This is a genomic window from Micromonospora sp. HM5-17, assembly GCF_003762835.1.
Lineage (GTDB): Bacteria > Actinomycetota > Actinomycetes > Mycobacteriales > Micromonosporaceae > Plantactinospora.
On sequence record NZ_RJWA01000002.1, the window covers coordinates 696,230 to 718,998 of the forward strand.

Here is a 22,769-nt window from a genome sequence, read left to right on the forward strand (position 1 = left end):
CGGAGTCGGGCCAGCGTGCGTACCCTTGCCGTGCAGAGTTCGCCGCCGGTGCACGGAAGGAAACCGCCGGACATGCTGATCGCCCGGTCACCCGAGGAATGCCACCTCTACATGGAACTGCGGCCCTGTTCCTGCGGGGAGGACGGGTTCACCTGGTCGCGACACCGGCAGGAGCGGCGCGGCGACCGCCTGGTCTCGGTGTACCAGGGCCACTGCTCCCGCTGTTCGGCCCAGCGGCGCTTCGAGTTCGAGGTACCGGCGGTGCCGCCTCCGCCGCCCGCGTACGGCGGAGCGGAGCCGTCACGGATCGTCGACCCCGGCGAGTTCTACGCGGTGAGCGCCGAGCTGGCCGAGAGCGTTCCCGACGACCCGGCGACCCTCGCCCCGGACGATCTCGACGAGGCGTACGGCCTGATCGAGATGTCCGTGGCGGCGCTGGCGGAGGTGCTCAAGTTCGTTCCGGCCGGGGCGGATGCCGTGTCCCCGGACGCGTTCTTCACTCCCGACGGCCGGCGGGTGTACCAGGCCCACCCGGCAGAATTCGGGCGTGACCGGCTCGAGGCACTGCTCGCCGACCGCCGGCGCAGGCTGGACGCCTACGAACGGGCCTCGTCGAGGTAGCCGGCACTGGCCCGGATCAGCTCCTGGAGCCGGTGGAGTACGTCGTCGAGCACCAGGTGGGGATCGACCTTTTGACCACCCGGCTCGGACTCGATCTCCGCCAGCGCCCGGCAGACGTCCCAGATGGTGGCGTGCAGCGGCGCCCACTGCCAGAGTTCGTAGCTCAGCTCGTCGACCACCGCCAGCGGCTGACCGATCAGGCCGAGGAGAAAACGGTCCGGAAGCTCCGGATCGATCCCCAGCCCGGTCAGCAGCGAGTGGAAGCGGTGGGCGCGGGCGAACACGACGGCCTCCTCGGTGCCCGGCGTCACCTCGGCCAGCGCCCCTTCGGTCAGCAGGTCGGCGAGGATCGGCGTCACGTCCTGCCCGTCCCGCCGGCGTACCGCTTCGGCGAGCGCGGCCACGGTCCACGGCTGGCCCGCCGGGTCGCCGGGCAGGCCGTGCGCCAGGGTCCACAGCCCGAACTCCTCGTCGGAGAAGAGCCGGACCACGCCGTCGCCGAGGCGCAGGCGGTGGTAGGCGAGCGGTTCGTCCGGCCCGGGATACACCGCGCCGAGGTAGTGCCCGAGTGGAAACAACAGGCCGCCACCGGACGGCGCCTCCACCCTGTCCTCCGTGTTCATCGCAGTCCTTCCAGGACGGCACTGCGGCGAACCACGTCGAGATAGACGGCCTGTACGGCGAGCAGCCCGGCCAGCGCGGTGAGGAAACCGGCGAGTACGCGGCCAGGATCGCAGAGCTCGGGATCCGTGCCGCCGGCCTCACGCTCCTGCGCGGCGAACGACTCGCAGGCCGACCACAGGTCGGCCTCCAGGCCGGCCCACGACCACAGCTCGAAGACCGGTCGGCTCACCTGGACCACGGCGGCGCCGATCAGGCCAATCGAGTACAGCTCCGGCTCCTCCGGCGAGTTGCCGAGGCCCAGGAGGGTCGGTACGACCCGGTGGGCGCGGGCGAACGCGGCCGCCGCCGTGTCGTCCGAGGGGAACGCGGTGAGCAGCCCGCGGTCGAGCAACCGGTCGACGACCGCCGCCGGCGCGGCGAGCCCCTGGGCGCGCAACTCCCGCTCCACCAGGTCCAGACTGGGGGGTCCGGCGGCGGGTGTCTCGTCCGTCCCGTGTGCGGCGACCCACGCGAGGAACTCGTCATCGGAAACCTCGTGGATCTCGGTGCCGCGCCGGATCTCGTGCCGCGGCTCCGCGTCGTCGTCCAGATCGCCAGGAAAGCTACCGACGAAGAGGCCGACGGGTAGCACGGTCGGCGGTCGGTCCGGGGCGGTTGCCACCGGCACATGCTACTGCCCGGTCGTCCGTACGCCCGAGGGCTGCCGTCCGCCGGCCCAGACAGTAGGGTCGCAGGCATGACACTGCGGCTGGCCCGTACCAGCGCCGAGGCTTACCTCTACATGGAACTGCATCCCTGCGAGAGGTGCGGGGAAAGCGACTTCGAGCCGGTCAGTGCCGTGGTCTCCGTGCAGGGTGACCTGGCCAGCCGGTACACCGGGGCCTGCCCGAGCTGTGGGAACGAGCGTGAGTTCATGTTCCGGATCCCGGAGCGGCCGCTTCTGGTCGACCCGGAGAATCCCCAGTTCGGCGCGGACCGACCCTCCGAGTTGCTGGACCCGGGGGAGTGGCTCTGGGTGGCCGACACGATCGCCAGCGGCGTCCCCGCCAACCCGGACGGGCTGAGCGCAGAGCAGCGGCGCGACGCGCGGGTGGACCTGCGCGGCGCGGCGGCCGCGGTCGGTGAGGTGCTGAAGTTCATCCCGCCCGATGCGGACGCCGTACCGTTCGAGGCGTTCGACAGCGACCGGGGACGTGAGGTCTACCAGACCGAGCCGGGCCGCTTCCGGCGGGCACGGCTGGAGGCGGTCGCCCAGACGTACCGGGAGTTGGCCGAGCGTTTCGCGACCTGAGCCGTCCCTCGGGTCCGGCACGGGGCACCTCGGCCGAATCCGGAGCGCGGGGCGTCCCGTTCCGGCCGTGGCCGGGACGGCGGACCGGCGTACGAGGGGGCGCATCTCCGGCCCGGTGCCGGCGCGCGGTTGCCAGTCGTGTCGAACGGGGCTACCGTGAACAGAAGAATTCATTTTCTGTTGAATAAGGTGGCCGAGATGGACGAGCGTACGACGTGCGTCGTCATCGGAGGCGGTCCGGCCGGGATGATGGTCGGACTGCTGCTGGCCAGGGCCGGTGTCGCCGTCACCGTGCTGGAGAAGCACGACGACTTCCTGCGTGACTTCCGGGGCGACACCGTGCATCCGTCGACCCTCCGGCTCCTCGACGAACTGGGGCTCGGCGACCGGTTCGCGGCACTGCCGCAGAGCCGGCTGGAGGAGGTCACCGTCCCGATCGGCGGGGGCCGGACGGTCACCATCGCCGACTTCCGCCGGCTGCGGATCAGTCACCCCTACGTCGCGATGGTGCCGCAGTGGGATCTGCTCACCCTGCTCGCCGAGGCGGGCGCGGCGGAACCCTCGTTCACGCTGCGGATGCGAACCGAGGTGACCGGGCTGCTCCGGGAGGGTGACCGGATCCGGGGCGTGCGGTACCGGGGGCCGGACGGCGTCGAGGGTACGCTTCGGGCTGAGCTCACCATCGCCTGCGACGGCCGGTGGTCGATTGTCCGGGGCGAGGCCGGGCTGCGGCTCCGAGAGTTTCCGGTGCCGCTGGACGCCTGGTGGTTCCGGCTGCCCCGCGACCCGGCCGACGATCCGGCCGGGCTGACGCCCCGCGCGGGCCGGGGCCGCTTCCTGGTCGTCGTTCCGCGCGAGGGATACCTACAGATCGCCTACATCGCTCCCAAGGGCAGCGACCGGCAGCTTCGGGATCGGGGAATCGAGGCCTTCCGCCGGGAGATCGCGGAGATCGAGCCGCGGTTCGCCGGCCGGGTCGACGCGATCGCCTCGATGGACGACGTCAAACACCTCGACGTACGCCTGAACCGGCTCGACCGGTGGCACCTCCCCGGCCTGCTCTGCCTGGGCGACGCGGCCCACGCGATGTCGCCGATCGGCGGGGTCGGCATCAACCTCGCGGTGCAGGACGCGGTCGCCGCCGCCACCCTGCTCGCCGAGCCGCTTCGGCGCGGCACCCTGACGTCGGCCGACCTGGCGGCCGTGCGGGCCCGCCGGCTGTGGCCGACGATCCTGGTCCAGGCGTTGCAACGGTTCCTGCACCGGGCCCTCGCCGAGCCCATCCTTCAGGGCCGGTGGGCGGGGCCACCCGCGCCGCTGCTCGCGCTGCTGCGCCGGGTCCCGGCGCTCACCGCCCTCCCGGCCTATCTCATCGGCGTCGGCCTCCGCCCCGAGCACGCCCCGCCGTTCGCCCGACGCCCACTTCCGGCTGGCGGGCGCCGGCGGTAGCTCCCCGGCCGGGCACCGGCGCCGCGCCCGGCGCTCCCGCCCGCCGTGCCGGGCCCGTCGGGGTGAGCCGTCGACCCGGGACCCGCCCCCCTGCCCCGCGCGGAACCGCCGCGGGTCGTCGCCGCGGACCGGGCCTGGGACGCGGGGGGATCAGGCCGCGCGCCGGACCGGATGGAGCCAGCGGCTCAACGCCGGCGCGGTGAGGACGGCGCCGAGCGCGAGCAGCGTGATGACGGCATGCCCGACCCGGCCGAGCGGGGACCCCGTGGGTAGCCCGTAGTTGGCGAAGCCGTTGGCGATCGCGTCGGTGACGAGGACGACGCAGCCGAGCCGGAGGCCAGCCCGCCGGCGACGCAGCAGCAGGACCGCCGCGAGCGGATCCCACAGGGTCAGGGAGACGAAGTACGCCGCCAGCCAGGCCGGCGTCCCGGGGTACGGCCCCGTGGGCGCGACCGCCAGCTGGACGATGTGGACGATCGTGCCGTAGCCGAACACGACGACGTACGCGCCGACGAGGCCGCGTACCGACAGCGGGGCGTCCGTCCAGCGTCCGGCCCAGCCAGGCGGGGCAGCCGGCACGTTCGTCACCTGACCATCCTCACTCCACCGTCCGGATCTCGCACCCGGCTCGGGTCCCGACCGTCCACCGTCGCGCCCCGCAGTCCGGCGTTCCCGGTGACCACGCCCCGCTCTCGCATCCGGCACGAGATGCCGAAGGCGGATGCCTCCCGCGTCCTGGGGTCGGATTGCGTGACATCGACGACGAGGACTACGGTCAACGCCGGCCGATGCCGCGAACCGGACACACCGACTGATGGGATCACCGTGACCCTCCTCGCCCCCCGGCGTACCCGGGCTGTCATCACGCTCGCCCTGGCAGGGGCGATCCTGCCACTCTCGACGGCCTGCGGCGGCGGTGGCGAGCCGCCTCGGTGGGAGCCTGCGCTAACCGTCTCGGCGTCGCCCACACCGTCCACGGTGCCCACCCCGCCCAGCCCCAGCCCGACCCCGACCGGTGCCCCGAGCCCCAGCCGCAGCACCCGGCCCGCGGCCACCACCGGCGCCCCGGCCCGCACACCACGCAGCCTGGCCCAGCGCGCCACGGTGACGGTCAGCCTCACCGCTGGTCTCGGGCAGCGGACCGCCGCCGGCCTGCAGCAGGAGGGCTGTGGCGAGCCGAGCCGGGCGCTGGTGACGATCCGGGTCAACCGGCCGCGCGACGTCTCGGCGGCCACCGTCCGCTACCACGTGCGGACCCCGGTGCCGTTCACCGGTACCCGGCCGGCCCGGCACCTCGGTGGCACCGGCGAGTCGTGGCTCGGCACCCTCGGGCCGTTCCGGGCCGAGCCGCAGAACGCCGCCGGCGGGCCGATCGCCATCACGGCAGAGGTCAGATTCACCGACGGCTCCAGCCGGACCGCCCGGACGACCAGCCGGCTCCAACCCTGCCGCCGCTGACCACCCGCGCGACCCGGTCCGGGCTCGGTAGGGTCGGTCGGCGGGCGTCCGGTCGAGTGACAGGAGCTGATAGGTGGCAGAACGGATGACGGCACAGACACGCTGGGTGACGAGCTGGACGGCGATGCCGATGCTCACCGAGCCGGGCAACCTGCCACCCGCGCCGTTCACCGGGCCCGAAGTGGCGCTGGCGGACAGCACACTGCGCCAGACCCTGCGGGTCTCCCTGGGCGGTCCGCGGATTCGGCTCCGGATCTCGAACACCTTCGGCGGGACGCCGCTGTCGCTCACCGCGGTCACGGTGGCGCGCCCCGTGGGCGGGCACGCCGGGGTCCGCGACGTCGAGCCGGGCAGCGTACGCGCCGTACGGTTCGGCGGCCGTGGCTCGGCGACGGTTCCCGCCGGGGCGCATCTGGTCTCCGACCCGGTCGAGTTTCCCGTGGCGGCGCGGAGCAACCTCGCCGTCACGCTCTACCTGGCCCAGGGGCAGGACGCGGCCGCCGTCACCTCGCACCCGGGATCCCGCACCACCTCCCATCTGCTCGCCGGCAACCACGTCGCCGACCCGGCGCTGCCCGGGGCTGTCCCGGTCGAGCACTGGTACTTCATCAGCGGGGTGGAGGTGGCGGCGGAATCGGCCGGCGCCGCGGTGGTGGTGCTCGGCGACTCGTTGACCGACGGGCGGGGTTCCACGACGGACGGCAACGACCGCTGGCCCGACCAGCTCCTCGACCGGCTGCACGACGCGGGCGTCCCCGACGTCGCCGTGCTGAACCAGGGTGCCGGCGGCAACCGGGTCCTCCAGGACGGGCTGGGCCCGAACGCCCTGGCCCGGCTGGACCGGGATGTGCTGGCGCAGAGCGGGGTGCGGTGGCTGGTCGTCTTCGAGGGGGTCAACGACATCGGCACCGCCGGGGCCACCGAGTCGGCGCAGAAGGCCGTCACCGACGACCTGATCGCCGCGTACGACCAGATCGTGACCCGGGCGCACGCTCACGGCATCCGGGTGTACGGGGCGACCCTGACCCCGTTCGGCGGCCACGACGACTACGACGACCCGGCCGGGTTCCGGGAGGCGTCCCGACAGGCGGTCAACGGTTGGATCCGCGGCAGCGGCCGGTTCGACGCCGTGCTCGACTTCGACCGGGCGGTACGCGACCCGGCGGAGCCGCGTCGCCTCCGGCCGATCGCCGACACCGGCGACCACCTGCACCTCACTCCGGCCGGCTACCGCCTGCTCGCCGAGGCCGTACCGGTCGAGCTGTTCCGGGCGTGACACAACGCTTGTCCCGATCGGTCCCGGTGCCGTTTGTGCTCCCGCCACCCCGGCCGCGGTTGCCGCCCGGGCCGGTGCCGTTGCCCGTGCCGTTCCCCTTCCCCTTCCCGTCTCCGTTGCCGTTGTTCGCGCCGTTGCCCTTTCCGCTGCCGGCGCCATCTCGACCACGGCCCGGGTCGGCCTCCTGAAGCGTGCGGCAGTACGCCTCCACCTCGGCGGCGCCGCCCGCGGCCTCGACGAGCTCGGGCGGTGGAGTCTTCGCCGGTGCCCTGCCGGGTCCCGCGTTCCGGGCGAGATACCGGCGGCATTTGCCAACGACCGAGGGAGCGGGGGGTACGCGTGTGGGCCCGGCCGGGGTGGCTCCGGGCGTCCCGGACGGGGTGACTCCCGGTGCTTCGACCGGGGCGGTGGTCGGCGACGCGGTCGGCGGGGCGGCCGTCGTCGCGCGGGACCGGGTGCTGGTCGGGTCGGACGGCGGTGTGGGTTTCAGGATTCCGGACTCGGCGGCCACCGCCGCGCCGGTGGTGATCGTTGCGACGGCGACCGCGACCCAGACGGCGGCCCCGGCGGTCAGCCGGCGCCGTGGCCGTCCGGCGCCCGCCGGCCACGCCCGGCGGCCGAGGCCCGCCCGGCCCGGGGGCACCGGGGGTGTCTGGTCGGCCGCGGCCGGAACCGCCCGGGCGGCCGTGGCCGGCTGCGCGGTGGCGGCGTCGTGGGCCTGGCGGATCGCTCGGAACGCCGCCACGGCCGCCTCCTCACCGGCGAGTTCGTCGGGCCGCGCCGGCGCGGCGGCCGCCGCGAGCAGCTCGGCGAGCGGTTCCGGCGACGGCACCCCGACACGGTGGTGCGGGGCGGTCTCGCCGCGCGGTCGGAGCGGGGCATCGCCGGGGGAGTGCCCCGGTGCCCCCGCCGTCTCGGCCGCGGTGTCCAGTAGCCGCTCCGCCGCGTCCGCCTCCGGCCGACCCGGTCGGCGGAACCCCGTCCATGCTCTCCTCAGCGCCATGCCCGACCCGCCTCGACATCCGCGCCGGAGCGTACGTCAGCCGGCGCGCTGGTCACCCGGTCGGCGCCGGCCCGGCAACCAGGGGCCGCCTCCTGCGCCAGGAGTCGGGCCAGCCGGCGCAGTCCACGGTGTGTGGCGGTCCGGACCGCGCCGGGACGTTTACCCAACACGCGGGCGGTGCTCTCCGCGTCCAGTCCGATGACGGCTCGTAACAGGACCGCCTCGGCCTCCGTCCGGGGCAGCGAGGCGATCAACGCGATCGCCGCATCGGTGCCGAGCCCCTCGTCCGCCCGGTCGGCGGTGTCCTCGGCGGCCGGCAGGTCCGCCAGTGCCTCGACCGGCACGGGCAGCGCCGGACGGCGGCGTTGCCGGCGCAGATGGTCCAGGGCGCGGTTACGGGCGATCCGCGTCGCCCAGGCCCGGAATCCGGGGTCGCCGGCGAAGGAGTGGAGGTCACGGGCGATCTGGAGCCAGGTCTCCGAGGCCACGTCCTCGGCGTCGGCGCCGACCAGCACGGTCAGGTAGCGCAGCAGGCCGGGCTGGAGCGTCCGGTAGAGCAGTCGGAACGCCTCCTCGTCCCCGTCCTGTGCCGACCGGACCGCGGCGGCCAGGTCGTTCGGGGCGATCCGCACCGGTTGCTTCCCTCGTCTGAGCTGGTGGCCGCCCTACGCTAGGGGTGGATCGCGTCCTGGGGCAAGCGCTGCGTCTGCCGGATCCCGTGACGAATCTCGCGGCCTCCGGCGGCATGTCGCGGTAACACGCAGCGGTCCCGCGTCGCCACCGGTCCGCCGCCTGACGTCGCGTACCGGTCCCGGGGGGCGTACCCGCACCACCCCGGCTCCGCCATCGGATCGCCGCCGACGACCCCTTCGGGACACCGGCCGCGAACGCCCTCAGACTCGGGCCAGCAGTGCTTTCTGGACGGACTCCAGCGGCCCCTGGGTGAACCGGCGCAGCCAGAGCCGGGCACCGACGACGAGGACGGTGCAGACCGCCACCCAGAGGCCGAGGACCCACCAGGGGCGGGCGTCGGCCAGCCGGGTGGCCAGGCCGAGCCCCCAGCCGTAGCAGATCGCCGCGCAGAGCAGGTTCTGGAGGACGTAGCAGCTCAGCGCCGTACGGCCGACCGAGGCGAGGCCGGCGGTGAGGCCGGACGCGAGGACCGGGGCGGCCGCCCCGGGACGGGTGAGCCGGTCGAGCAGCATCCCGATCAGGCCGAGGTAGCCGAGGGTGACCAGCGGCGGCAGGACGTACCGGTCGATCAGGAAGAGGTCGGGGCCACCGAGCGTGGTCGCGGCGTTCAGTGGCAGGCCGAGTCCGAGGCCGAGTCCGGCGAGCCGGCGTCGGATCCGGCGTCCGGTCTCGTCGGCGCCGAACGCGCCGGCCCGAAAGAGCCGTACGCCGAGCAGGAAGAGGAAGAGCATCAGGCCGAAGGTGAGGATCGGCTCCAGTCGTAGCGCCAGCAGATTGTCGATCCGGAACAGCACCTGGTCGAGGTAGCCGCGGGAGCTGAACAGCGTCACGAGTCGCGGGTTGGTCGCCGGCTCCGGGTCCGGTTCGGCGAGCAGGGCGGCGGTGCCGAGCAGCATCAGCGCCAGGTGCAGCGTGCCGGCGGTCCAGAAGACCGCGTGCTGGACGCGCCGGGATCGGCCCAGCAGCCCGGCGACCACGAGCGCGGTGACGGCGTACCCCATCAGGACGTCGAAGGCGAAGACCAGCAGGAAGTGCAGGGTCCCCTCGACGAAGAGCAGCACCGCCCGCCAGCGATAGCGTCCCGGCCAGCGTTCGCCGCGCCGGGACGCCGACGCGTGCTGGATCGCCAACCCGACCCCGAACAGGATGGTGAGCAGCGCCAGGAACTTGCCGTTCGCGAGGAACCGGAAGACGGTCTCGACCGGGCTGCCCGCCAGCGGGGTGATGCTGTCGGTGTCGACGAGGACGCCGTACTCGGCGGCGGGATCGGTGAAGATCCAGATGTTGGTGGCGAGCGTGCCGAGGATGGCGACCCCGCGGAGCACGTCCAACAGCATCAGGCGACCGGTCGCGGAGCCCGCGCGTGTGGCGGTCGGTACGGCGGTTGTCATCGTCCCCTCTCCCGTCCTCGACGTCGCACCCAGCGTCGGCGACCACACGACCCGGTACGTCGTCTCCGGCGCGGAATCCGGGGTACCACCTTCGACGGAGCCGGCGCGGCCTCCCGGGATACCGGGTCGGAGAGCGAAGGAGGTACCGGGTCGGCGACGGGGGCGGTCCGGCGGCCGGCCGGACGGGGCACACGGCGAAGGGCCCCCGGCCCCGCGCCCGCTTGGCGGCGGTGGCCGAGAGCCCTTCCCCGGACGACCGCGTCAGTTGACGGTGATCGTGAAGGTGGAGGTGGTGTTCCGGATGTTCTGGTAGTTGTTGCTCATCCGGAGGTTGGTGAAGACCGCGCTGCCGACCGCCGGACCCTGGCCGGGCTCGGGCATCTCGTTGGCCCAGATCCCGAAGCCGGACTTCGCGTCGAACTCGTCGCCGCTGCGCTGGGCACCGCTGATCGAGATGTTGGTGAAGACCGTGTCGGTGACCGGGTTCTCCGGTTGGCCGCCGGTGTACTTGGTCTGGAACATGATGCCGTGGTACGTCGGGTCGACGATGTCCACGTCACTGACCCGGATGCCCCGCAGCTCCCTGGACGCCGAGAAGACCCAGATCCCGGGGAACGTCTGGGCGCCCCAGAAGTGCCCACCGGACCGAATTACCGAGGCGTTCTCGATCCGGGTCAGCCCCGGCCCGAACCCGACGAAGGGGTACCCGAAGTCCAGCGAGCTGATGGTGATGCCCGGGTAGGTGAGCTGGTCGGCGATGTACAGGTTGCGGAAGGTGTTGTTCTGCCCGCCGTACACCGCGACCCCCGCCGCCCGCCAGGTCAGCGTCGCGGTCAGGTTCTCGAAGACGTTGCCGGTGTTCGCCCCGCCGCCCGCGTCGGTGGCCGAGAAGAGCGCGAACGCGTCGTCGCCGTTGCCGCGCCCCTCGACGTTGCTGACCAGGTTGTTGGTGCTGCCGTTGGTCATGTTGATCGCGTCGGCGAAGGTGTTGCGGATCCGCGAGTTCTTGATCGTGATGTTGCTGACGTGTACGCCCCAGAACATGCAGACCGTGTGCTCGACCCAGATGTTGTCGAAGGTCAGGTTCGAGACGTTCTGCAACTCGCCCCAGACCTTGCCGGGCCCGTCGATCCGGGACGTGTAGTTGCCGAAGAAGGCGAGGTGCTCGAAGGAGGAGCCGTTCGCCGTCCCCTCGACCCGGAACCCGGCGTCGGTGTTCTCCTGACCGGGTGGGGTCTGGAAGCGGGTGTACCACATGCCCGCGCCGACCACCTTGACCGGCTTGCCGTACACGTCGAACTTCTGGGAGGTGCTGTACGTGCCCGGCGGCAGGTAGACCCCGACCAGGGTGCCGGTGGTGTCCATCCGTACCCGGTCGAGCGCGTTCTGCACGTCCTGGTGGGTGAAGCCGGCCGGCGTGGTGTAGCGGGCCGGATCCGGGTTCGGCCGCGGCGAGACCCGCTCGGTGTTGATGAAGTCGATCGCGTACGTGGTGGTGTTCGCCGCGTCCTTCTGGAGCCGGATCCGGCTGCCGGCCGGGATCGACGAGTTGAGCAGCACGTTCGCCTCGTCGTAGATGTGCCGGGGGCCGCCGGAGCCGGGGGAGTTGTTCGGGCTCGCCTCGGCGCCGTAGAGCCAGGCGTACCGGGAGGTCAGCTCGATGGCCTTGTGGAAGGTGCCGTTGACGTAGATGTTCAGCGTCGCGGTGATCCCTCCACCGCCCGGGGCGTCCGGGATGGAGAAGCGGGTGACCAGCGCGTTGGCCTCTGCCCGGGTGGTCCACTCGACGTACGCGCCGGTGGTGTTCAGCGTGACCGCCCGCCGACCGGAGGCCTCGCCGGCGAGGTCGCCGATGGTCCGGTTCGGCCCGACGATCGCCGCACCGCCACCGAGGACGCCGTCCTCGGCCTCGTACATCTCGTACGGCAGGTTCGCGCCCCGCCCGACGAAGAACGGGCTGTCGCTGCTGTTGTTGCCCTGCTTCACCGGCAGCTCGTTGCCGTCGGCGGCGAGGACGGTCCGGACGGTGTACCGGCCGTTGACCGCGGTCCAGGTGCCGAGGTTGATCGGGGCGGTGCTGGCCCCGGCGGCGATCGTCCCGGTGTACGAGCCGGTGAGGGTGCGTACCGTGCCGCCGCTGGCGTTCAGCAGGGTCACGGTGACGCCGTGCGCCCCGCCGGCCGAGGCGATCGTGCCCTGGTTCCTGATCACCACGGAGAAGGTGACCACGCTGCCGTTCGACGGGTTGCTCGGCGACCAGCTCACCGTGCCGACGAGGTCGGAGCTGGCGACCGGGCTGACCGTCAGGTTCGCCGGATTGGTGTAGGCGTTGTTCGCCTCGTTCAGCTCGACGACGGTGTTGTCCTCGTCGACCCGAGCGGTCAGCTGGTAGCTGCCGGCGTTGCGCGGGCCGACCGTCGCGCTGACCGTGTTGGTCGCCCCGGCCGCCAGCCCGCCGACGTTGGCGGTGCCGACCCGGGTTGTTCCGAGGTAGAAGGTGACGGTGGTGGCGCCGGAGGCGGCGGTGCCGGCGTTGCGGACCGTGGCCGACAGGGTGACGCTGTCGGTCTCGACCGGGTTCGCCGGGCTCCAGGTGGCGGCGGTGACGGTCAGGTCCGGGTTCGGCGCCGGGGTGCCGAGGACGATGAACTCGGCGACCTGCCCGGCCGGCGCGCCCGAGTTCGAGGTGATCGAGAGGCGGACGTCGGCCACGGTGGCGCTGACCGGGATGGTCACGCTGTTGCCGCTGGCCGGGTCGAAGTGGTAGAGCGTGGCGGCGGAGAGGCTGGTGAAGCCGCCGCCGTTCTGCTCCCGGCCCAGGACCTGGATGGTCTGGGTCCGCGGCCCCCAGATCGGGTCGGGGTTGAGACGCACCTGGACGGCGTTGATCACCGCGTTCGCGCCCAACTGGACGGTGAGGACGCTCGGGTACGCCCCGCCGGCGCCCTCCCAGTACGTCGAGACGCTGCCGTCGTTGGCGTTGGCGGCGACGAAGGTGTGCACGGTCGAGGAGGCGGTGATCGGCTTGTTGAGCGCGAGGTTCGTCCCGCCGCCGCTGCCGGTCCGGGTGACGGCGTTGCTCGGCGGCGAGAGGTTGCCGGCGGCGTCGCGGGCCCGGACGTGGTACGAGACCGTGGCGCTGGTCGGCTGGTTGTCGGTGTACGTCAGCGTGCCGCCGCCGACGTTCGCCCGAAGCGCGCCGTTGGCGTAGATGTCGTACCCGACCACCCCGACGTTGTCGGTGGAGGCGTTCCAGGTGAGCCGGATCTGTCCGCTGGCGGGCTCGGTGTAGGCCAGATTCGTCGGTGCGGTGGGCGCCTGGGTGTCGGGGCCGCCGGTCGGGCCGTACACCTCGAACTCGGAGAGCTGGGCGGCGGGCCAGCCGGTGTTGGCGGTGACGTGCAGCCGGAGGTAGCGCGTGGTGGTTCTGGGGAGGGTGATGGTCACCGTGTTGCCGGTCGCCGGGTTGAAGGTGTAGCCGGTGGCGGCGACCAGGGTGGCGAGGTTGGCGGGGTTGTCCCCGTACTGGACCGAGAGGGTCTGGGTCCGGGTACCCCAGCCCGCGATGGGCAGCTTGAGGACGAGCCGGTCGACGGTGCTGGCCGTGCCGAGGTCCGCCTGGATCCACTGGGGGAAGGCGTTGTTGGCGCTCTCCCAGTAGCTGGCCTGGTTGCCGTCGCCGGCGTTGGCCACCGGGTACTCCGGGTGGGAACTGCTGGCGGTGAGGGTGGCGGCCACGGCGAGCGCGGCGCGCTGGGGCGTGCCGGAGCCGGGGTCGGGACGGGCGGATGCGGGCGTGGGGGAGAGCGCCCCGGCGGTGAGGAGGAGGCCGGTGGCGAGCACGGTCGCGAACAGCCGCGGCCGGGCCGGCCGCCCGGTTGCCCGGTGCGGCCGGCGGGGACGGGGGGTTTCCGGTGGGGGTTGGTGGCTCATTGCCTTCCTTCGGCAGTGGTGGGAACCGACGCGGGTACTGCGCGGCGACCGGACCGGTCGGCGTCTGGTCCGGTCGCCGCTCGCCGCCGGAGGCGAGCGGATCGCCGCCCCGGCGGACGAGATCGCCGCCCGTCCGCCTGTCCGCTGCCGCCACGGCCCCCGCGAGGCCAGGTCCTCCCGGGCGGCCGGGAAGGGGTACGAGTGACTGTTCGAGAATTCCGGTTGTTGGGGCTGTATGTAGCAGCTCGCAGTCGGAAAGTTTCGCGAGATCGTTCAAATGTTGCAGACAGGCTACGGGTGAGTCAACAGCGCGGGACAGGTCCGCGTCGATCGCTGGCTCGACGAGCACGTCGACGTCCCGTACTCGGCGGACCGCTCGCTCGGGTGTGGACACCGCCCGGGTTCGGAATCGGGGGTGTTGCCGGACCGAGACCGGTCTTCCGGTGCCTGGTTGGCGGGCGCGCCGGACACTGGACTGACACCCCCTGACCAAGGAGGGCGTCGATGTCGTACCGCTCGATCCCGCTCTTCGTCGGCGCCTACCTGGGACTGGCGGCCGTGGTCTTCGCTCTGGCGGCCGTGCACCGGCGCCGGGTGATTGCCGGACCGGTTCGGGTGCGGCCGGCCGACCTGCGCCCGGAGCAGGTCGGCTACCTGAACGCCGGAGCGCGGCTCGCCGTCTATGCCGCACTCACCCGGCTGCGCGCCGTGGGAGCCGTCCGGGTCGTCGGCCGGGGCCCGCGACTGCGGACGCCGCGTCCGCTGCCGGCTGACGCGACACCGCTGGAGAAGGCGGTGTACACGGCCGCGGGCGACCTGGTGACACAGCAGGGGCTGCGGGCCGACACCGCCGTCGTCGCGGCGGTCGGCGAGATTCGCGACGGCCTGGTGGAACTCGGGCTGCTGCTCGGTCCCCGTACCCGCCGGTCGGCGAGGCGTGGGGCCTGGGTGATGCTGGGCCTGGTGGCCGTCGGGGCCGTCCGCTGGACCCTCGGCCTGGGCGCCGGCCGGCCGAGCCTCTACAGCGGCCTCGCGACCCTGCTGGTCGCCGTCGGGTTCGTCGTCCTCGCCACGCGGATTCCCCGGGAGAGCGCCGCCGCCGGGGCGATGCTGGCCGAACTGCGCCGTGCCCACCAGCACCTCCATCCCGACCAGCGCCCGGCGCTGGCCACGTACGGCCCCGCCGCCGCCGCGCTCGGTGTCGCGCTGTTCGGCACCGGGGTGCTGTGGTACCTCGACCCGGTGATGGGCTCCGAGGCGCTCGCCGAACAGGCGGGGCTGGGTACCGGGCTGAGCGGCGCCGTCGGGGCGTCCTGCGGCGGCGGCTCGTACGGCGGCGGGTGCGGGGGAGGAGGGTGCGGTGGGGGCGGGTGACCGGCCGCCGGGCCGGCGACGGCGGCGACGGGCCCACGAGACGCGTGATGATCCACTACACTCCGCCAGATGCAACGTGCCAAGGTCCACGTAGGCTTTATCCTGCTCTTTCTCCTTTCTCTCTTCGGACTGCTGCTCGCGGTGGTGACCGCGATCCTGATCGACTCTGAGTGCGGCTCGCCGAGCAAGGCGCAGGATCCGGCCTGCGACTACACGGCACGCAGCATGGAGACGACCTCCCTGGTCCTCGCCATCGGGAGCCTGACGACGATGGTCGCCGGGGTGGGATTCCAGGTCGGCCGTAACGTGGTGGCGTCGGCGGGGCACGCCGGCTTCCCCGCCACTGCGCCGGTCGCCGGCCCGCAGCCGGGGTCGGTCGCCCCGTCGATGCCGGCACCGCCCTCCGCGCCGGGCGGGCGGCAGCCGTATCCGTCGGTGCCCGGTCCCGTCTCCGGCCCCGGGCACCAGCCGTACGCCTGAGCGGCCTGGACGCCGCTGCGGTGTGGCCCACGAGGGACCGGCGGACGATCCGAAGGGAGACCCGTGGACCACCTCGGGGTGCCGGTGGGGATCGGCGCGGCAGTGGCCCAGCGGTACGGCCCCGCATCGCTCGGCAGGGGCGGGCGACAGGTCACGCTCCGGACGCCCGCCGGCCCGGGTCACGCCGCCAGGCACGCAGCCGGTGATACGCCGCCAACCCGTCCGGCACCCACGTCCACTCGGGCAGTCGCGCCTCCAGTTCCGTCTCCGTGAGGAACGCGTGCCAGGCGACCTCCTCCGGCTGTGGGTGCACCGGCTGGTCGCACCGCACCTCGTAGACGGCCGACCACCAGGCGTGCTCCGGTGTCTCGTAGAGGAACCGGAACAGCGGCGTCGGGGCGGGCAGCCCCTCGACGCCCAACTCCTCCTCGGCCTCGCGGCGCGCCGCCTCGTCGTACGTCTCGCCGGCCCCGACCACGCCACCGACGAACATGTCGTACGCCGACGGGAAGACGAGCTTCCGTGCCGTCCGCCGGTGCACGAAGATCCGGTCGGCCGCGTCCCGGACCAGCACGAACGCGGTACGGTGCCGGAGTCGGCGGGCGTACGCCTCGGCGCGCCGCGCCTGCCCCACCACCCGGTCCCGCTCGTCGACGATGTCCAACAGCTCGTCCGCCGACCGCGCCGCCTGGTCTGTCACAGACCCATCCAACCAGCCGCCGGTCCCGTCTTCCACCGGCTCATCCGGTCTCGGGGCGGCAGGGCGCCGTCGTCGTACCGGATATCTGGCATCGGCGTCACAGCCGCCGCCACCACGTCTGCTCCACCAGGTCGTGGCCGAAGCTGTGGTGTGGAGCCTGGTCGCGCAGTTCGAACCCGGCCTTCTCGTAGATCCGCCGCGCGTCGGTGAGAACGTCGTTGGTCCAGAGCATGATCTCCCGGTATCCCGCGGCGCGGGCGAAGCGCAGGCACTCGTCGACGAGCCGGCTGCCGATGCCCAGGCCGCGGGCGTGCGGCTCCACGAGCAGCAGCCGCAGCTGGGCCACCGCGTCATCGCGGCGTACGCAGAACACGCAGCCGACGGGCTCGCCGTCGAGTTCGGCGATCCAGGCGTTCTCCCGCCGGGGATCGCGGTCGGTGAGGTAGTCGGCGACGATCCGGGCCACCAGCGCCTCGAAGCTGTCGTCCCAGCCGTACTCCTCGGCGTACCGCGCGCCGTGCCGGTGCACCACCCATCCGGCGTCGCCGGGCCGTAGCGCCCGAAGCAGGTACGCGCGCGGCGTCGGCGTCGGGCCGAGCACCGTCCGGATGGTCCGCATCGCCTCGACGAGCTGCCGGCGGGCCGTCTCGGAGAGTCCGGACAGCAGGGCGACGACCTGGGCGTCGGAGCGCTCGTTCAGCATCTCGTACGCAGCCCGGCCGGTCTCGGTGAGCGTGACCACCTGCCGCCGGGCGTCCTGCGGGGACCGGACCCGGGTCACCAGGCCGTTGCCGGTGAACCGGGCGAGGATCCGACTCAGGTAGCCGGCGTCGAGGGAGAGATCGCGGCGGAGGTCGGCCACGTCGGTGGGGCCCCGTTGCGCCAGCTCGAAGATCACCCGGGCCTCGGTGAGCGAGTACGGCGTGTGCAGCAGTCCCTCGTCGAGGAGGCCGATGATCCGCGTGTAGAAGCGGTTGAACTCCCGGACGGTGGTGACCTGGTCGGGCCGCGGCACGGTCATGTGACCACCTCAACTAAACCCTTGACTAAGGCAACTATGTGCCCGGGCGACCCGGCTGTCAAGGGCCGATCACGACGGCGCCGGCCGTGGCTGGCCGGTCACGGGTGGTCAGGGTGCTGCCCGGCGGTCAGCGGCCGTGCCACCGCCAGTCGGCGACCATCGGCGCGTCCTCGCCGTAGCGGCGGGTGTGGTCGCGGCACTCCTGACGCGCGTCGACCATGGCCTGACGGAGGTGGGCGGCCCGGGCGGCGAGGCCGGGGACGCGGTCGATGACGTCGATGACGAGATGGAAGCGGTCGAGGTCGTTCAGCATGACCATGTCGAAGGGCGTGGTGGTGGTGCCCTCCTCCCGGTAGCCGCGCACGTGGAGATTGGCGTGGTTGGCGCGCCGGTAGGTGAGGCGGTGGATCAGCCACGGGTAGCCGTGGTACGCGAAGATCACCGGGCGGTCTCGGGTGAAGAGGGTGTCGAACTGCGCGTCGGGGAGCCCGTGCGGGTGGGCGGTCTCCGGTTGCAGACGCATCAGGTCGACGACGTTGACGACCCGCACCCGCAGCTCCGGCAGGTACTGGCGGAGCAGGTCGGCGGCGGCGAGGGTCTCCAGGGTCGGTACGTCGCCGGCACAGGCGAGCACCACGTCGGGCTCGCTGCCTCCGTCGGTACTGGCCCAGTCCCAGATGCCGAGGCCGCGCCGGCAGTGCAGCACCGCGTCCCTCATCGACAGCCAGGTCGGCGCCGCCTGCTTGCCGGCGATGACGACGTTGACGTAGTGCCGACTGCGGAGGCAGTGGTCCATGGTGCAGAGCAGGGTGTTGGCGTCCGGCGGCAGATAGATGCGGACGACCTCGGCCTTCTTGTTCGCGACGTGGTCGATGAAGCCGGGGTCCTGGTGCGAGAAGCCGTTGTGGTCCTGACGCCAGACGTGGCTGGTGAGCAGGTAGTTGAGCGAGGCGATCGGGCGGCGCCAGGGGATGTCGCGGGTGACCTTGAGCCACTTGGCGTGCTGGTTGACCATCGAGTCGACGATGTGGACGAACGCCTCGTAGCTGGTGAAGACGCCGTGCCGACCGGTGAGCAGGTAACCCTCCAGCCATCCCTGGCAGAGGTGCTCGGAGAGGACCTCCATGGTCCGCCCCTCCGGGGCGAGGTGTTCGTCGCCCGGCTCGATCTCGCCCAGGAACGCCCGGTCGGTCGCCTCGAAGGTCGCGGCGAGGCCGTTGGACTCGACCTCGTCGGGGCCGAAGAGCCGGAACCGGTCCGGGTTGGCCCGGATCACGTCCCGGATCCAGGGACCGAGCATCCCGGTCGAGCTGACCAGGGGCTCGCCGGGGGCCTCGACCGACACGGCGTACTCACGGAAGTCCGGCAGGACCAGGTCCCGGAGCAGCTCTCCGCCGTTGGCGTGCGGGTTCGCGCTCATCCGCCGGTCGCCGCGGGGGACCAGCGCGGAGAGTGCCGGCACGGGCGCGCCGGTCGCGTCGAAGAGTTCCTCCGGCCGGTACGACCGTAGCCAGCGCTCCAGCTCGGCCCGGTGCGCCGGATCGTCCCGGACACCGGGGAGCGGGACCTGGTGCGAGTGGAACGTCCCCTCGACCCGTACGCCGTCGACCTCCCTCGGGCCGGTCCAGCCCTTCGGCGTACGGAGCACGATCATCGGCCAGCGCGGTCGCTCGACCGGGCCGCCGCCGCGCACCCGGCGTTGGATCCCGGCGATGTCGTCAAGTACCTGGTCGAGGGTGGCGGCGAGGTCGCGGTGCACCTGTCTCGGCTGGTCACCGGCGACGACGTACGGCTGGTAGCCGAAACCGCGCAGGATCCCGACCAGGTCCGGCTCCGGGATCCGGGAGAAGGTCGTCGGATTGGCGATCTTGAAGCCGTTGAGGTGCAGGATCGGCAGCACCGCCCCGTCTCGGGCCGGATTGAGGAAGAGCGTGGAGAGCCAGCTGCCGGCGAGCGGCCCGGTCTCCGCCTCCCCGTCGCCGATCACGCAGGCCACCGTCAGGTCCGGGTTGTCGAAGGCGGCGCCGTACGCGTGCATCAGCGCGTAGCCCAGCTCGCCGCCCTCGTGGATCGACCCCGGGACGTCCGCCGTGACGTGACTCGGCACCCCGCCCGGAAACGAGAACTGCCGGAACAGCCGGGCCATCCCGGCCTCGTCCCGGCCCACCGACGGATACCGCTCGGTGAACGTCCCCTCCAGCCAGGTGTTCGCGATGATCGCCGGAGCGCCGTGACCCGGGCCGGTCACCAGCATCATGTTCAGGTCGCGGGCGACGATGGCCCGGTTGAGGTGAACGTAGATCAGGTTGAGCCCCGGGTCGGTGCCCCAGTGGCCGAGCAGCCGGGGCTTGACGTGCTCCGGTCTCAGCGGCTCGCGCAGCAGCGGGTTCGCCATCAGGTAGATCTGCCCGACGCTGAGATAGTTGGCGGCTCGCCAGTACGCGTCGATCCGGTCCAGCTCGTCGTCGGTGAGCCGGACCCCCGGGTCCAGCGAGGTCTTGGTCATGTGAGCCCTCCTGAGCCCTCCCGGGCGCTCCCGTTCCCTGCCGAGATCCACCCCTCGGCATGGCCGGTCCCGTCCCGGACGCGCGGGTTCATTCCTGGATGTACAGGCCGTGCCTGCTGCGAACGACGATCACCGGCGCCGGCGAGTGGTACAGCATCGACTGGCTCACCGCACCGAGCATGCCGCGCCACGGCTCCTCGCCCCGGGCGCTGACCACCACGACCTCGGCCCGCCGCGCCTCCTCGACCAGCGTGTCCTCCGGCGCCCCGGCACGGACGTGCTGCTCGACCCGGACCGACGGGTACTTCCGTTGCCAGGGCGCCACCGTCTCGGCCAGTTGGTCGGCCATCTCCGGCGGGACGCTGGTGGTCCGGTCGTCCGGGTCCCATACCTGCACCACGACCAGCTCGGCCGACCGGCGCGAGGCGGCGTCGAAGGCGAAGTCGAGGGCGCAGAGCGAGCTGACGGAGCCGTCCACCCCGACCAGCACGGGCCCGGGCGCCGGGAGTTGTTCCCGGGCCACCAGCACGCTGCACCCGGCTCGGGCGGCGAGCTGGACGGCGACGGCGTCGTTGTTGGCTGGCACCTTGGGGTTCTGGGTCAACCCGCCGTCGCCGACGACAAGCAGGGCGGCGGCGCCCGACTCGCGCAGCAGCGTGGTGACGACCGGGCCCTCGATGAGCGCGGCCGTCACGGTGAGGTTCGGCTGAGCCCCGGTGGCGGTGGCGATCGCCCGTTCGAGCAGCTCCTCGGCGGGCTTCCGAGGCTCCTCCGGCATCGGCTCCATCGGGTCGGCGACCCAGTTGAACGTGTGCACGATGCGCAGCGGCCGAGAGTGGAGGGCGGCCTCCCGCGCGGCCAGGCGGACCGCGGTCATGCTGAGCGGGGAGTCGTCGACTCCGACCACGACGACCGGCTTCGCTGCCGCGTCACCCACGGGCGTTCACCGGGTCCGGCCCGTCCATCAGCCGCGTCGCGACGCGGAACGTCCACTCACAGGCCGAGGATATCGAGGTGACTTGCCGGATGTACCCGATTCGACCGGTTGAGTCAGGCGAGCCAGTCGGCTCGCCCACGCTCAGCCGGCGTGGGCCCGGAGCACGTGCCGTGGTGTGGCTCTGGGCTCGGTTCGGCCTCGCCGCGAATCACTCGGCGTGGACCCGGAGCACCGCGACGGTGGCGTTGTCCCGCCCGCCCGCCGCGAGCGTGTCCGCGAGGATGCCCCGGACCAGCTCACCCGGGCGGCCCGACCCGCCGAGCCGGCTCGCCAGCCGATGGTAGTCGAGCTGTTCGGCGACCCCGTCCGTGCAGACGCAGTAGACGTCTCCGGGACGGAGCGAGACGTGCAGCAGGTCCGGTTCCGGGGCGTCGGGGTGGCCGATGTACCGGGTGAGCCGGTACCGCGCCGTCGCGGCCTCGGCCGAGTCGGCCGGGTACCAGCCGTAGATCGCGCCGAGCCAGGCGGCGGTGTGGTCGACGGTGAGCAGTTCGAGCAGTCCGTCACGGAGCCGGTAGGCGCGGGAGTCGCCGAGCTGCACGATCCAGGCGTACGCCCCGGTGGGGGTGACCGACGCGGGCGGCCCGCTCACCGGTGCCGTGCGGGTGGCCGGCAGGGCGCGTCCGGACCACCCGCCGGGGTCGGTCTCGACCGGTCTGGCCCAGTGCCGGCCACGAGAGGCGTACTCGTACGGGTAATCCTCCGGCAACCCGTGCCGGGGCGCGTGGCCGGACGACGCGGCGTACGTCTCGACCGGCGTCACGACCAGCGCGGTGAGGGTGCAGCCGGTCAGCTCGCCCAGTTCGCGGCCGGCCGCGCGGACCCGGGACTGTGCCTCCGCGACGGCGGCGCGGAGCAGGTCGGGGCCGAGGTCGGGGCCGGCCGCCCGGACCGCCGCCACGAGGGTCTCCATCGCGGTGCTGCCTGCGACCGCGCTGCCCTCGCCGTCACCCATGCCGTCGGCCACCGCCACGAACGGCATCCGCGGATCGACGTGCAGGACGTCGAAGTTGGCCCGGTACCGGTGGCCGACCCGGGTGCCGCCGGCGACCTCGAGCCGGTGGCCGGCGTGGTGGAAGGTGCGGGTGACGTCGCCCTCGCCGGGCATCTGGTCCGGACCCGTCACAGGGCTTCGGTGCATGGCGGGGAGGTTAGCAAAGTTCGGTCATGGGCTGGGCGGTATGGTGGCAACTGTCCGATACTCCCGAACCGATCCCGGAAGACCGGGCCGGGCTGCGAGGATGGGGCGGTGAACCTGCCCGACGTGCTGCGGCGGCATCGCCTGCTGGCGGTCGTCCGGGCCGACGACCCCGACGCCGCGCTGGAGTGCGTGCTGGTGCTCGCCGAGGCCGGGATCAGCCTGATCGAGGTCTCGGTGACGTCGAAGGACGCCGCCGGGGTGCTCGTCCGGGCCAGGGCGGCACTGGGCCCGGAGGCCCCGCTGGGCGCCGGCGCGGTCCTCACCGAGGCGGACGTGGTGCAGGCCGAGCAGGCCGGCGCGTCGTTCGTGGTCACCCCGGGCGTGGTGCCGGCGGTCGCCGAGGCGGTCCGACTCGGCCTCCCCGCCCTGGTCGGCGCGCTGACCCCGACCGAGGTGGTGGCCGCCAGCCTGTCCGGAGCCGCCGCGGTCAAGCTCTTCCCCGCCTCGCTGGGCGGTCCGGCGTACCTGTCGGCGCTGCGAGAACCGTTCCCGGAGGTGCCGTTCGTGCCCGTAGGTGGGGTGGACACCGGTACGGCGCCGAACTACCTCGCGGCCGGCGCCGTCGCCGTGGGGGTCAGCGGCCCGCTGCTCGGCGACGCGCCGCGCGGCGGCGACCTGGACGGGCTGCGCCTGCGTGCCACCGCGTTCCTGGCCGCCGTGGCCTGAGCCGACCATCGGCGCGCCGCCCAGTCTGCGCAGTTGGGCCTGTCGTCGGTAACCGGCTTGCCCGTTCATGCCGCGGACCGCATCG

20 protein-coding genes are annotated in these 22,769 nt (G+C 73.0%); 8 read left to right on the forward strand and 12 right to left on the reverse strand.

What is annotated here, in order from left to right:
* The first annotated feature begins 72 nt into the window (after positions 1-72).
* A complete protein-coding gene (locus EF879_RS08165; RefSeq protein ID WP_123556363.1) occupies positions 73-621 on the forward strand; it encodes a hypothetical protein in 549 nt (182 codons plus the stop codon).
* Here the strand turns inward: EF879_RS08165 and EF879_RS08170 are convergent.
* Positions 597-1,244, reverse strand: coding sequence for a hypothetical protein (locus EF879_RS08170; protein ID WP_123556365.1), 648 nt, complete (start codon positions 1,242-1,244; stop codon positions 597-599). The two genes, EF879_RS08165 and EF879_RS08170, sit on opposite strands and share 25 nt — an antisense overlap.
* Positions 1,241-1,906 (reverse strand): hypothetical protein, encoded by a 666-nt coding sequence (locus EF879_RS08175; RefSeq protein WP_148086384.1) that lies wholly within the window; start codon positions 1,904-1,906, stop codon positions 1,241-1,243. The genes EF879_RS08170 and EF879_RS08175 overlap by 4 nt, the downstream gene beginning before the upstream one ends.
* Positions 1,907-1,981: 75 nt before the next feature.
* Here EF879_RS08175 and EF879_RS08180 point away from each other — a divergent pair, with 75 nt between their 5' ends.
* The gene (locus EF879_RS08180; protein WP_123556369.1) at positions 1,982-2,536 is read left to right on the forward strand and encodes a hypothetical protein; all 555 of its coding nucleotides are present in this window, start codon (positions 1,982-1,984) and stop codon (positions 2,534-2,536) included.
* Positions 2,537-2,734: 198 nt separating this feature from the next.
* Positions 2,735-3,985: an FAD-dependent oxidoreductase gene (locus EF879_RS08185; RefSeq protein WP_123556923.1), complete on the forward strand. Its 1,251-nt coding sequence runs from the start codon at positions 2,735-2,737 to the stop codon at positions 3,983-3,985.
* A gap of 150 nt (positions 3,986-4,135) precedes the next feature.
* On the opposite strand, the gene EF879_RS08190 is transcribed toward EF879_RS08185, so the two are convergent.
* Entirely contained in the window at positions 4,136-4,573 is a 438-nt protein-coding gene (locus tag EF879_RS08190) for a hypothetical protein (RefSeq protein ID WP_233604309.1), read from the reverse strand.
* Between the two features lie 237 nt (positions 4,574-4,810).
* On the opposite strand from EF879_RS08190, the gene EF879_RS26950 reads away from it, so the two are divergent.
* Both EF879_RS26950 and EF879_RS08205 read left to right on the forward strand, forming a co-directional pair.
* Positions 4,811-5,443: a hypothetical protein gene (locus EF879_RS26950; RefSeq protein WP_148086385.1), complete on the forward strand. Its 633-nt coding sequence runs from the start codon at positions 4,811-4,813 to the stop codon at positions 5,441-5,443.
* 85 nt (positions 5,444-5,528) lie between these two features.
* Positions 5,529-6,719 carry an SGNH/GDSL hydrolase family protein gene (locus EF879_RS08205; protein WP_123556375.1) on the forward strand — a complete coding sequence of 397 codons (1,191 nt, stop codon included), beginning with the start codon at positions 5,529-5,531 and terminating at the stop codon, positions 6,717-6,719.
* Here the strand turns inward: EF879_RS08205 and EF879_RS08210 are convergent.
* The 4 genes from EF879_RS08210 to EF879_RS08225 all read right to left on the reverse strand — a co-directional run bounded on the left by EF879_RS08210 (position 6,658) and on the right by EF879_RS08225 (position 13,739).
* Positions 6,658-7,722: a hypothetical protein gene (locus tag EF879_RS08210; RefSeq protein ID WP_123556376.1), complete on the reverse strand. Its 1,065-nt coding sequence runs from the start codon at positions 7,720-7,722 to the stop codon at positions 6,658-6,660. The two genes, EF879_RS08205 and EF879_RS08210, sit on opposite strands and share 62 nt — an antisense overlap.
* A complete protein-coding gene (locus EF879_RS08215; RefSeq protein WP_370375456.1) occupies positions 7,713-8,354 on the reverse strand; it encodes an RNA polymerase sigma factor in 642 nt (213 codons plus the stop codon). The genes EF879_RS08210 and EF879_RS08215 overlap by 10 nt, the downstream gene beginning before the upstream one ends.
* Before the next feature lie 261 nt (positions 8,355-8,615).
* Positions 8,616-9,752, reverse strand: a complete 1,137-nt coding sequence (locus tag EF879_RS08220) for a DUF418 domain-containing protein (protein ID WP_199736237.1) — start codon at positions 9,750-9,752, stop codon at positions 8,616-8,618.
* 315 nt (positions 9,753-10,067) lie between these two features.
* Positions 10,068-13,739 (reverse strand): discoidin domain-containing protein, encoded by a 3,672-nt coding sequence (locus EF879_RS08225; RefSeq protein WP_123556380.1) that lies wholly within the window; start codon positions 13,737-13,739, stop codon positions 10,068-10,070.
* Between the two features lie 504 nt (positions 13,740-14,243).
* On the opposite strand from EF879_RS08225, the gene EF879_RS08230 reads away from it, so the two are divergent.
* Both EF879_RS08230 and EF879_RS08235 read left to right on the forward strand, forming a co-directional pair.
* Entirely contained in the window at positions 14,244-15,113 is an 870-nt protein-coding gene (locus EF879_RS08230; RefSeq protein ID WP_123556382.1) for a TIGR04222 domain-containing membrane protein, read from the forward strand.
* 69 nt (positions 15,114-15,182) lie between these two features.
* Positions 15,183-15,593: a hypothetical protein gene (locus tag EF879_RS08235; RefSeq protein WP_123556384.1), complete on the forward strand. Its 411-nt coding sequence runs from the start codon at positions 15,183-15,185 to the stop codon at positions 15,591-15,593.
* 151 nt (positions 15,594-15,744) lie between these two features.
* Here the strand turns inward: EF879_RS08235 and EF879_RS08240 are convergent, their stop codons facing one another.
* The 5 genes from EF879_RS08240 to EF879_RS28040 all read right to left on the reverse strand — a co-directional run bounded on the left by EF879_RS08240 (position 15,745) and on the right by EF879_RS28040 (position 21,958).
* The gene (locus tag EF879_RS08240; protein ID WP_123556386.1) at positions 15,745-16,293 is read right to left on the reverse strand and encodes an NUDIX domain-containing protein; all 549 of its coding nucleotides are present in this window, start codon (positions 16,291-16,293) and stop codon (positions 15,745-15,747) included.
* Between the two features lie 97 nt (positions 16,294-16,390).
* A complete protein-coding gene (locus EF879_RS08245) occupies positions 16,391-17,314 on the reverse strand; it encodes a helix-turn-helix domain-containing GNAT family N-acetyltransferase (protein ID WP_123556388.1) in 924 nt (307 codons plus the stop codon).
* 127 nt (positions 17,315-17,441) lie between these two features.
* On the reverse strand, positions 17,442-19,820 hold the full coding sequence (locus EF879_RS08250; RefSeq protein ID WP_123556390.1) for a phosphoketolase: 2,379 nt from the start codon (positions 19,818-19,820) through the stop codon (positions 17,442-17,444).
* An 88-nt stretch (positions 19,821-19,908) separates the two neighbouring features.
* Entirely contained in the window at positions 19,909-20,757 is an 849-nt protein-coding gene (locus EF879_RS08255) for a universal stress protein (RefSeq protein WP_123556392.1), read from the reverse strand.
* A gap of 208 nt (positions 20,758-20,965) precedes the next feature.
* Positions 20,966-21,958: a PP2C family serine/threonine-protein phosphatase gene (locus tag EF879_RS28040; protein WP_233604310.1), complete on the reverse strand. Its 993-nt coding sequence runs from the start codon at positions 21,956-21,958 to the stop codon at positions 20,966-20,968.
* 108 nt (positions 21,959-22,066) lie between these two features.
* Here EF879_RS28040 and EF879_RS08265 point away from each other — a divergent pair, with 108 nt between their 5' ends.
* Positions 22,067-22,684, forward strand: a complete 618-nt coding sequence (locus EF879_RS08265; protein ID WP_123556394.1) for a bifunctional 4-hydroxy-2-oxoglutarate aldolase/2-dehydro-3-deoxy-phosphogluconate aldolase — start codon at positions 22,067-22,069, stop codon at positions 22,682-22,684.
* Positions 22,685-22,769: the final 85 nt, after the last annotated feature.

Bases quoted from the DNA above. Each gene is read 5' to 3' on its own strand.
- EF879_RS08165 (WP_123556363.1), top strand. From the start codon at position 73: ATGCTGATCGCCCGGTCACCCGAGGAATGCCACCTCTACATGGAACTG.
- EF879_RS08170 (WP_123556365.1), bottom strand. From the start codon at position 1,244: ATGAACACGGAGGACAGGGTGGAGGCGCCGTCCGGTGGCGGCCTGTTG.
- EF879_RS08220 (WP_199736237.1), bottom strand. From the start codon at position 9,752: ATGCTGTTGGACGTGCTCCGCGGGGTCGCCATCCTCGGCACGCTCGCC.
- EF879_RS08235 (WP_123556384.1), top strand. From the start codon at position 15,183: ATGCAACGTGCCAAGGTCCACGTAGGCTTTATCCTGCTCTTTCTCCTT.
- EF879_RS08250 (WP_123556390.1), bottom strand. From the start codon at position 19,820: ATGACCAAGACCTCGCTGGACCCGGGGGTCCGGCTCACCGACGACGAG.
- EF879_RS08210 (WP_123556376.1), bottom strand. From the start codon at position 7,722: ATGGCGCTGAGGAGAGCATGGACGGGGTTCCGCCGACCGGGTCGGCCG.
- EF879_RS08185 (WP_123556923.1), top strand. From the start codon at position 2,735: ATGGACGAGCGTACGACGTGCGTCGTCATCGGAGGCGGTCCGGCCGGG.
- EF879_RS28040 (WP_233604310.1), bottom strand. From the start codon at position 21,958: ATGCACCGAAGCCCTGTGACGGGTCCGGACCAGATGCCCGGCGAGGGC.
- EF879_RS08245 (WP_123556388.1), bottom strand. From the start codon at position 17,314: ATGACCGTGCCGCGGCCCGACCAGGTCACCACCGTCCGGGAGTTCAAC.
- EF879_RS08230 (WP_123556382.1), top strand. From the start codon at position 14,244: ATGTCGTACCGCTCGATCCCGCTCTTCGTCGGCGCCTACCTGGGACTG.
- EF879_RS08180 (WP_123556369.1), top strand. From the start codon at position 1,982: ATGACACTGCGGCTGGCCCGTACCAGCGCCGAGGCTTACCTCTACATG.
- EF879_RS08225 (WP_123556380.1), bottom strand. From the start codon at position 13,739: ATGAGCCACCAACCCCCACCGGAAACCCCCCGTCCCCGCCGGCCGCAC.
- EF879_RS08205 (WP_123556375.1), top strand. From the start codon at position 5,529: ATGACGGCACAGACACGCTGGGTGACGAGCTGGACGGCGATGCCGATG.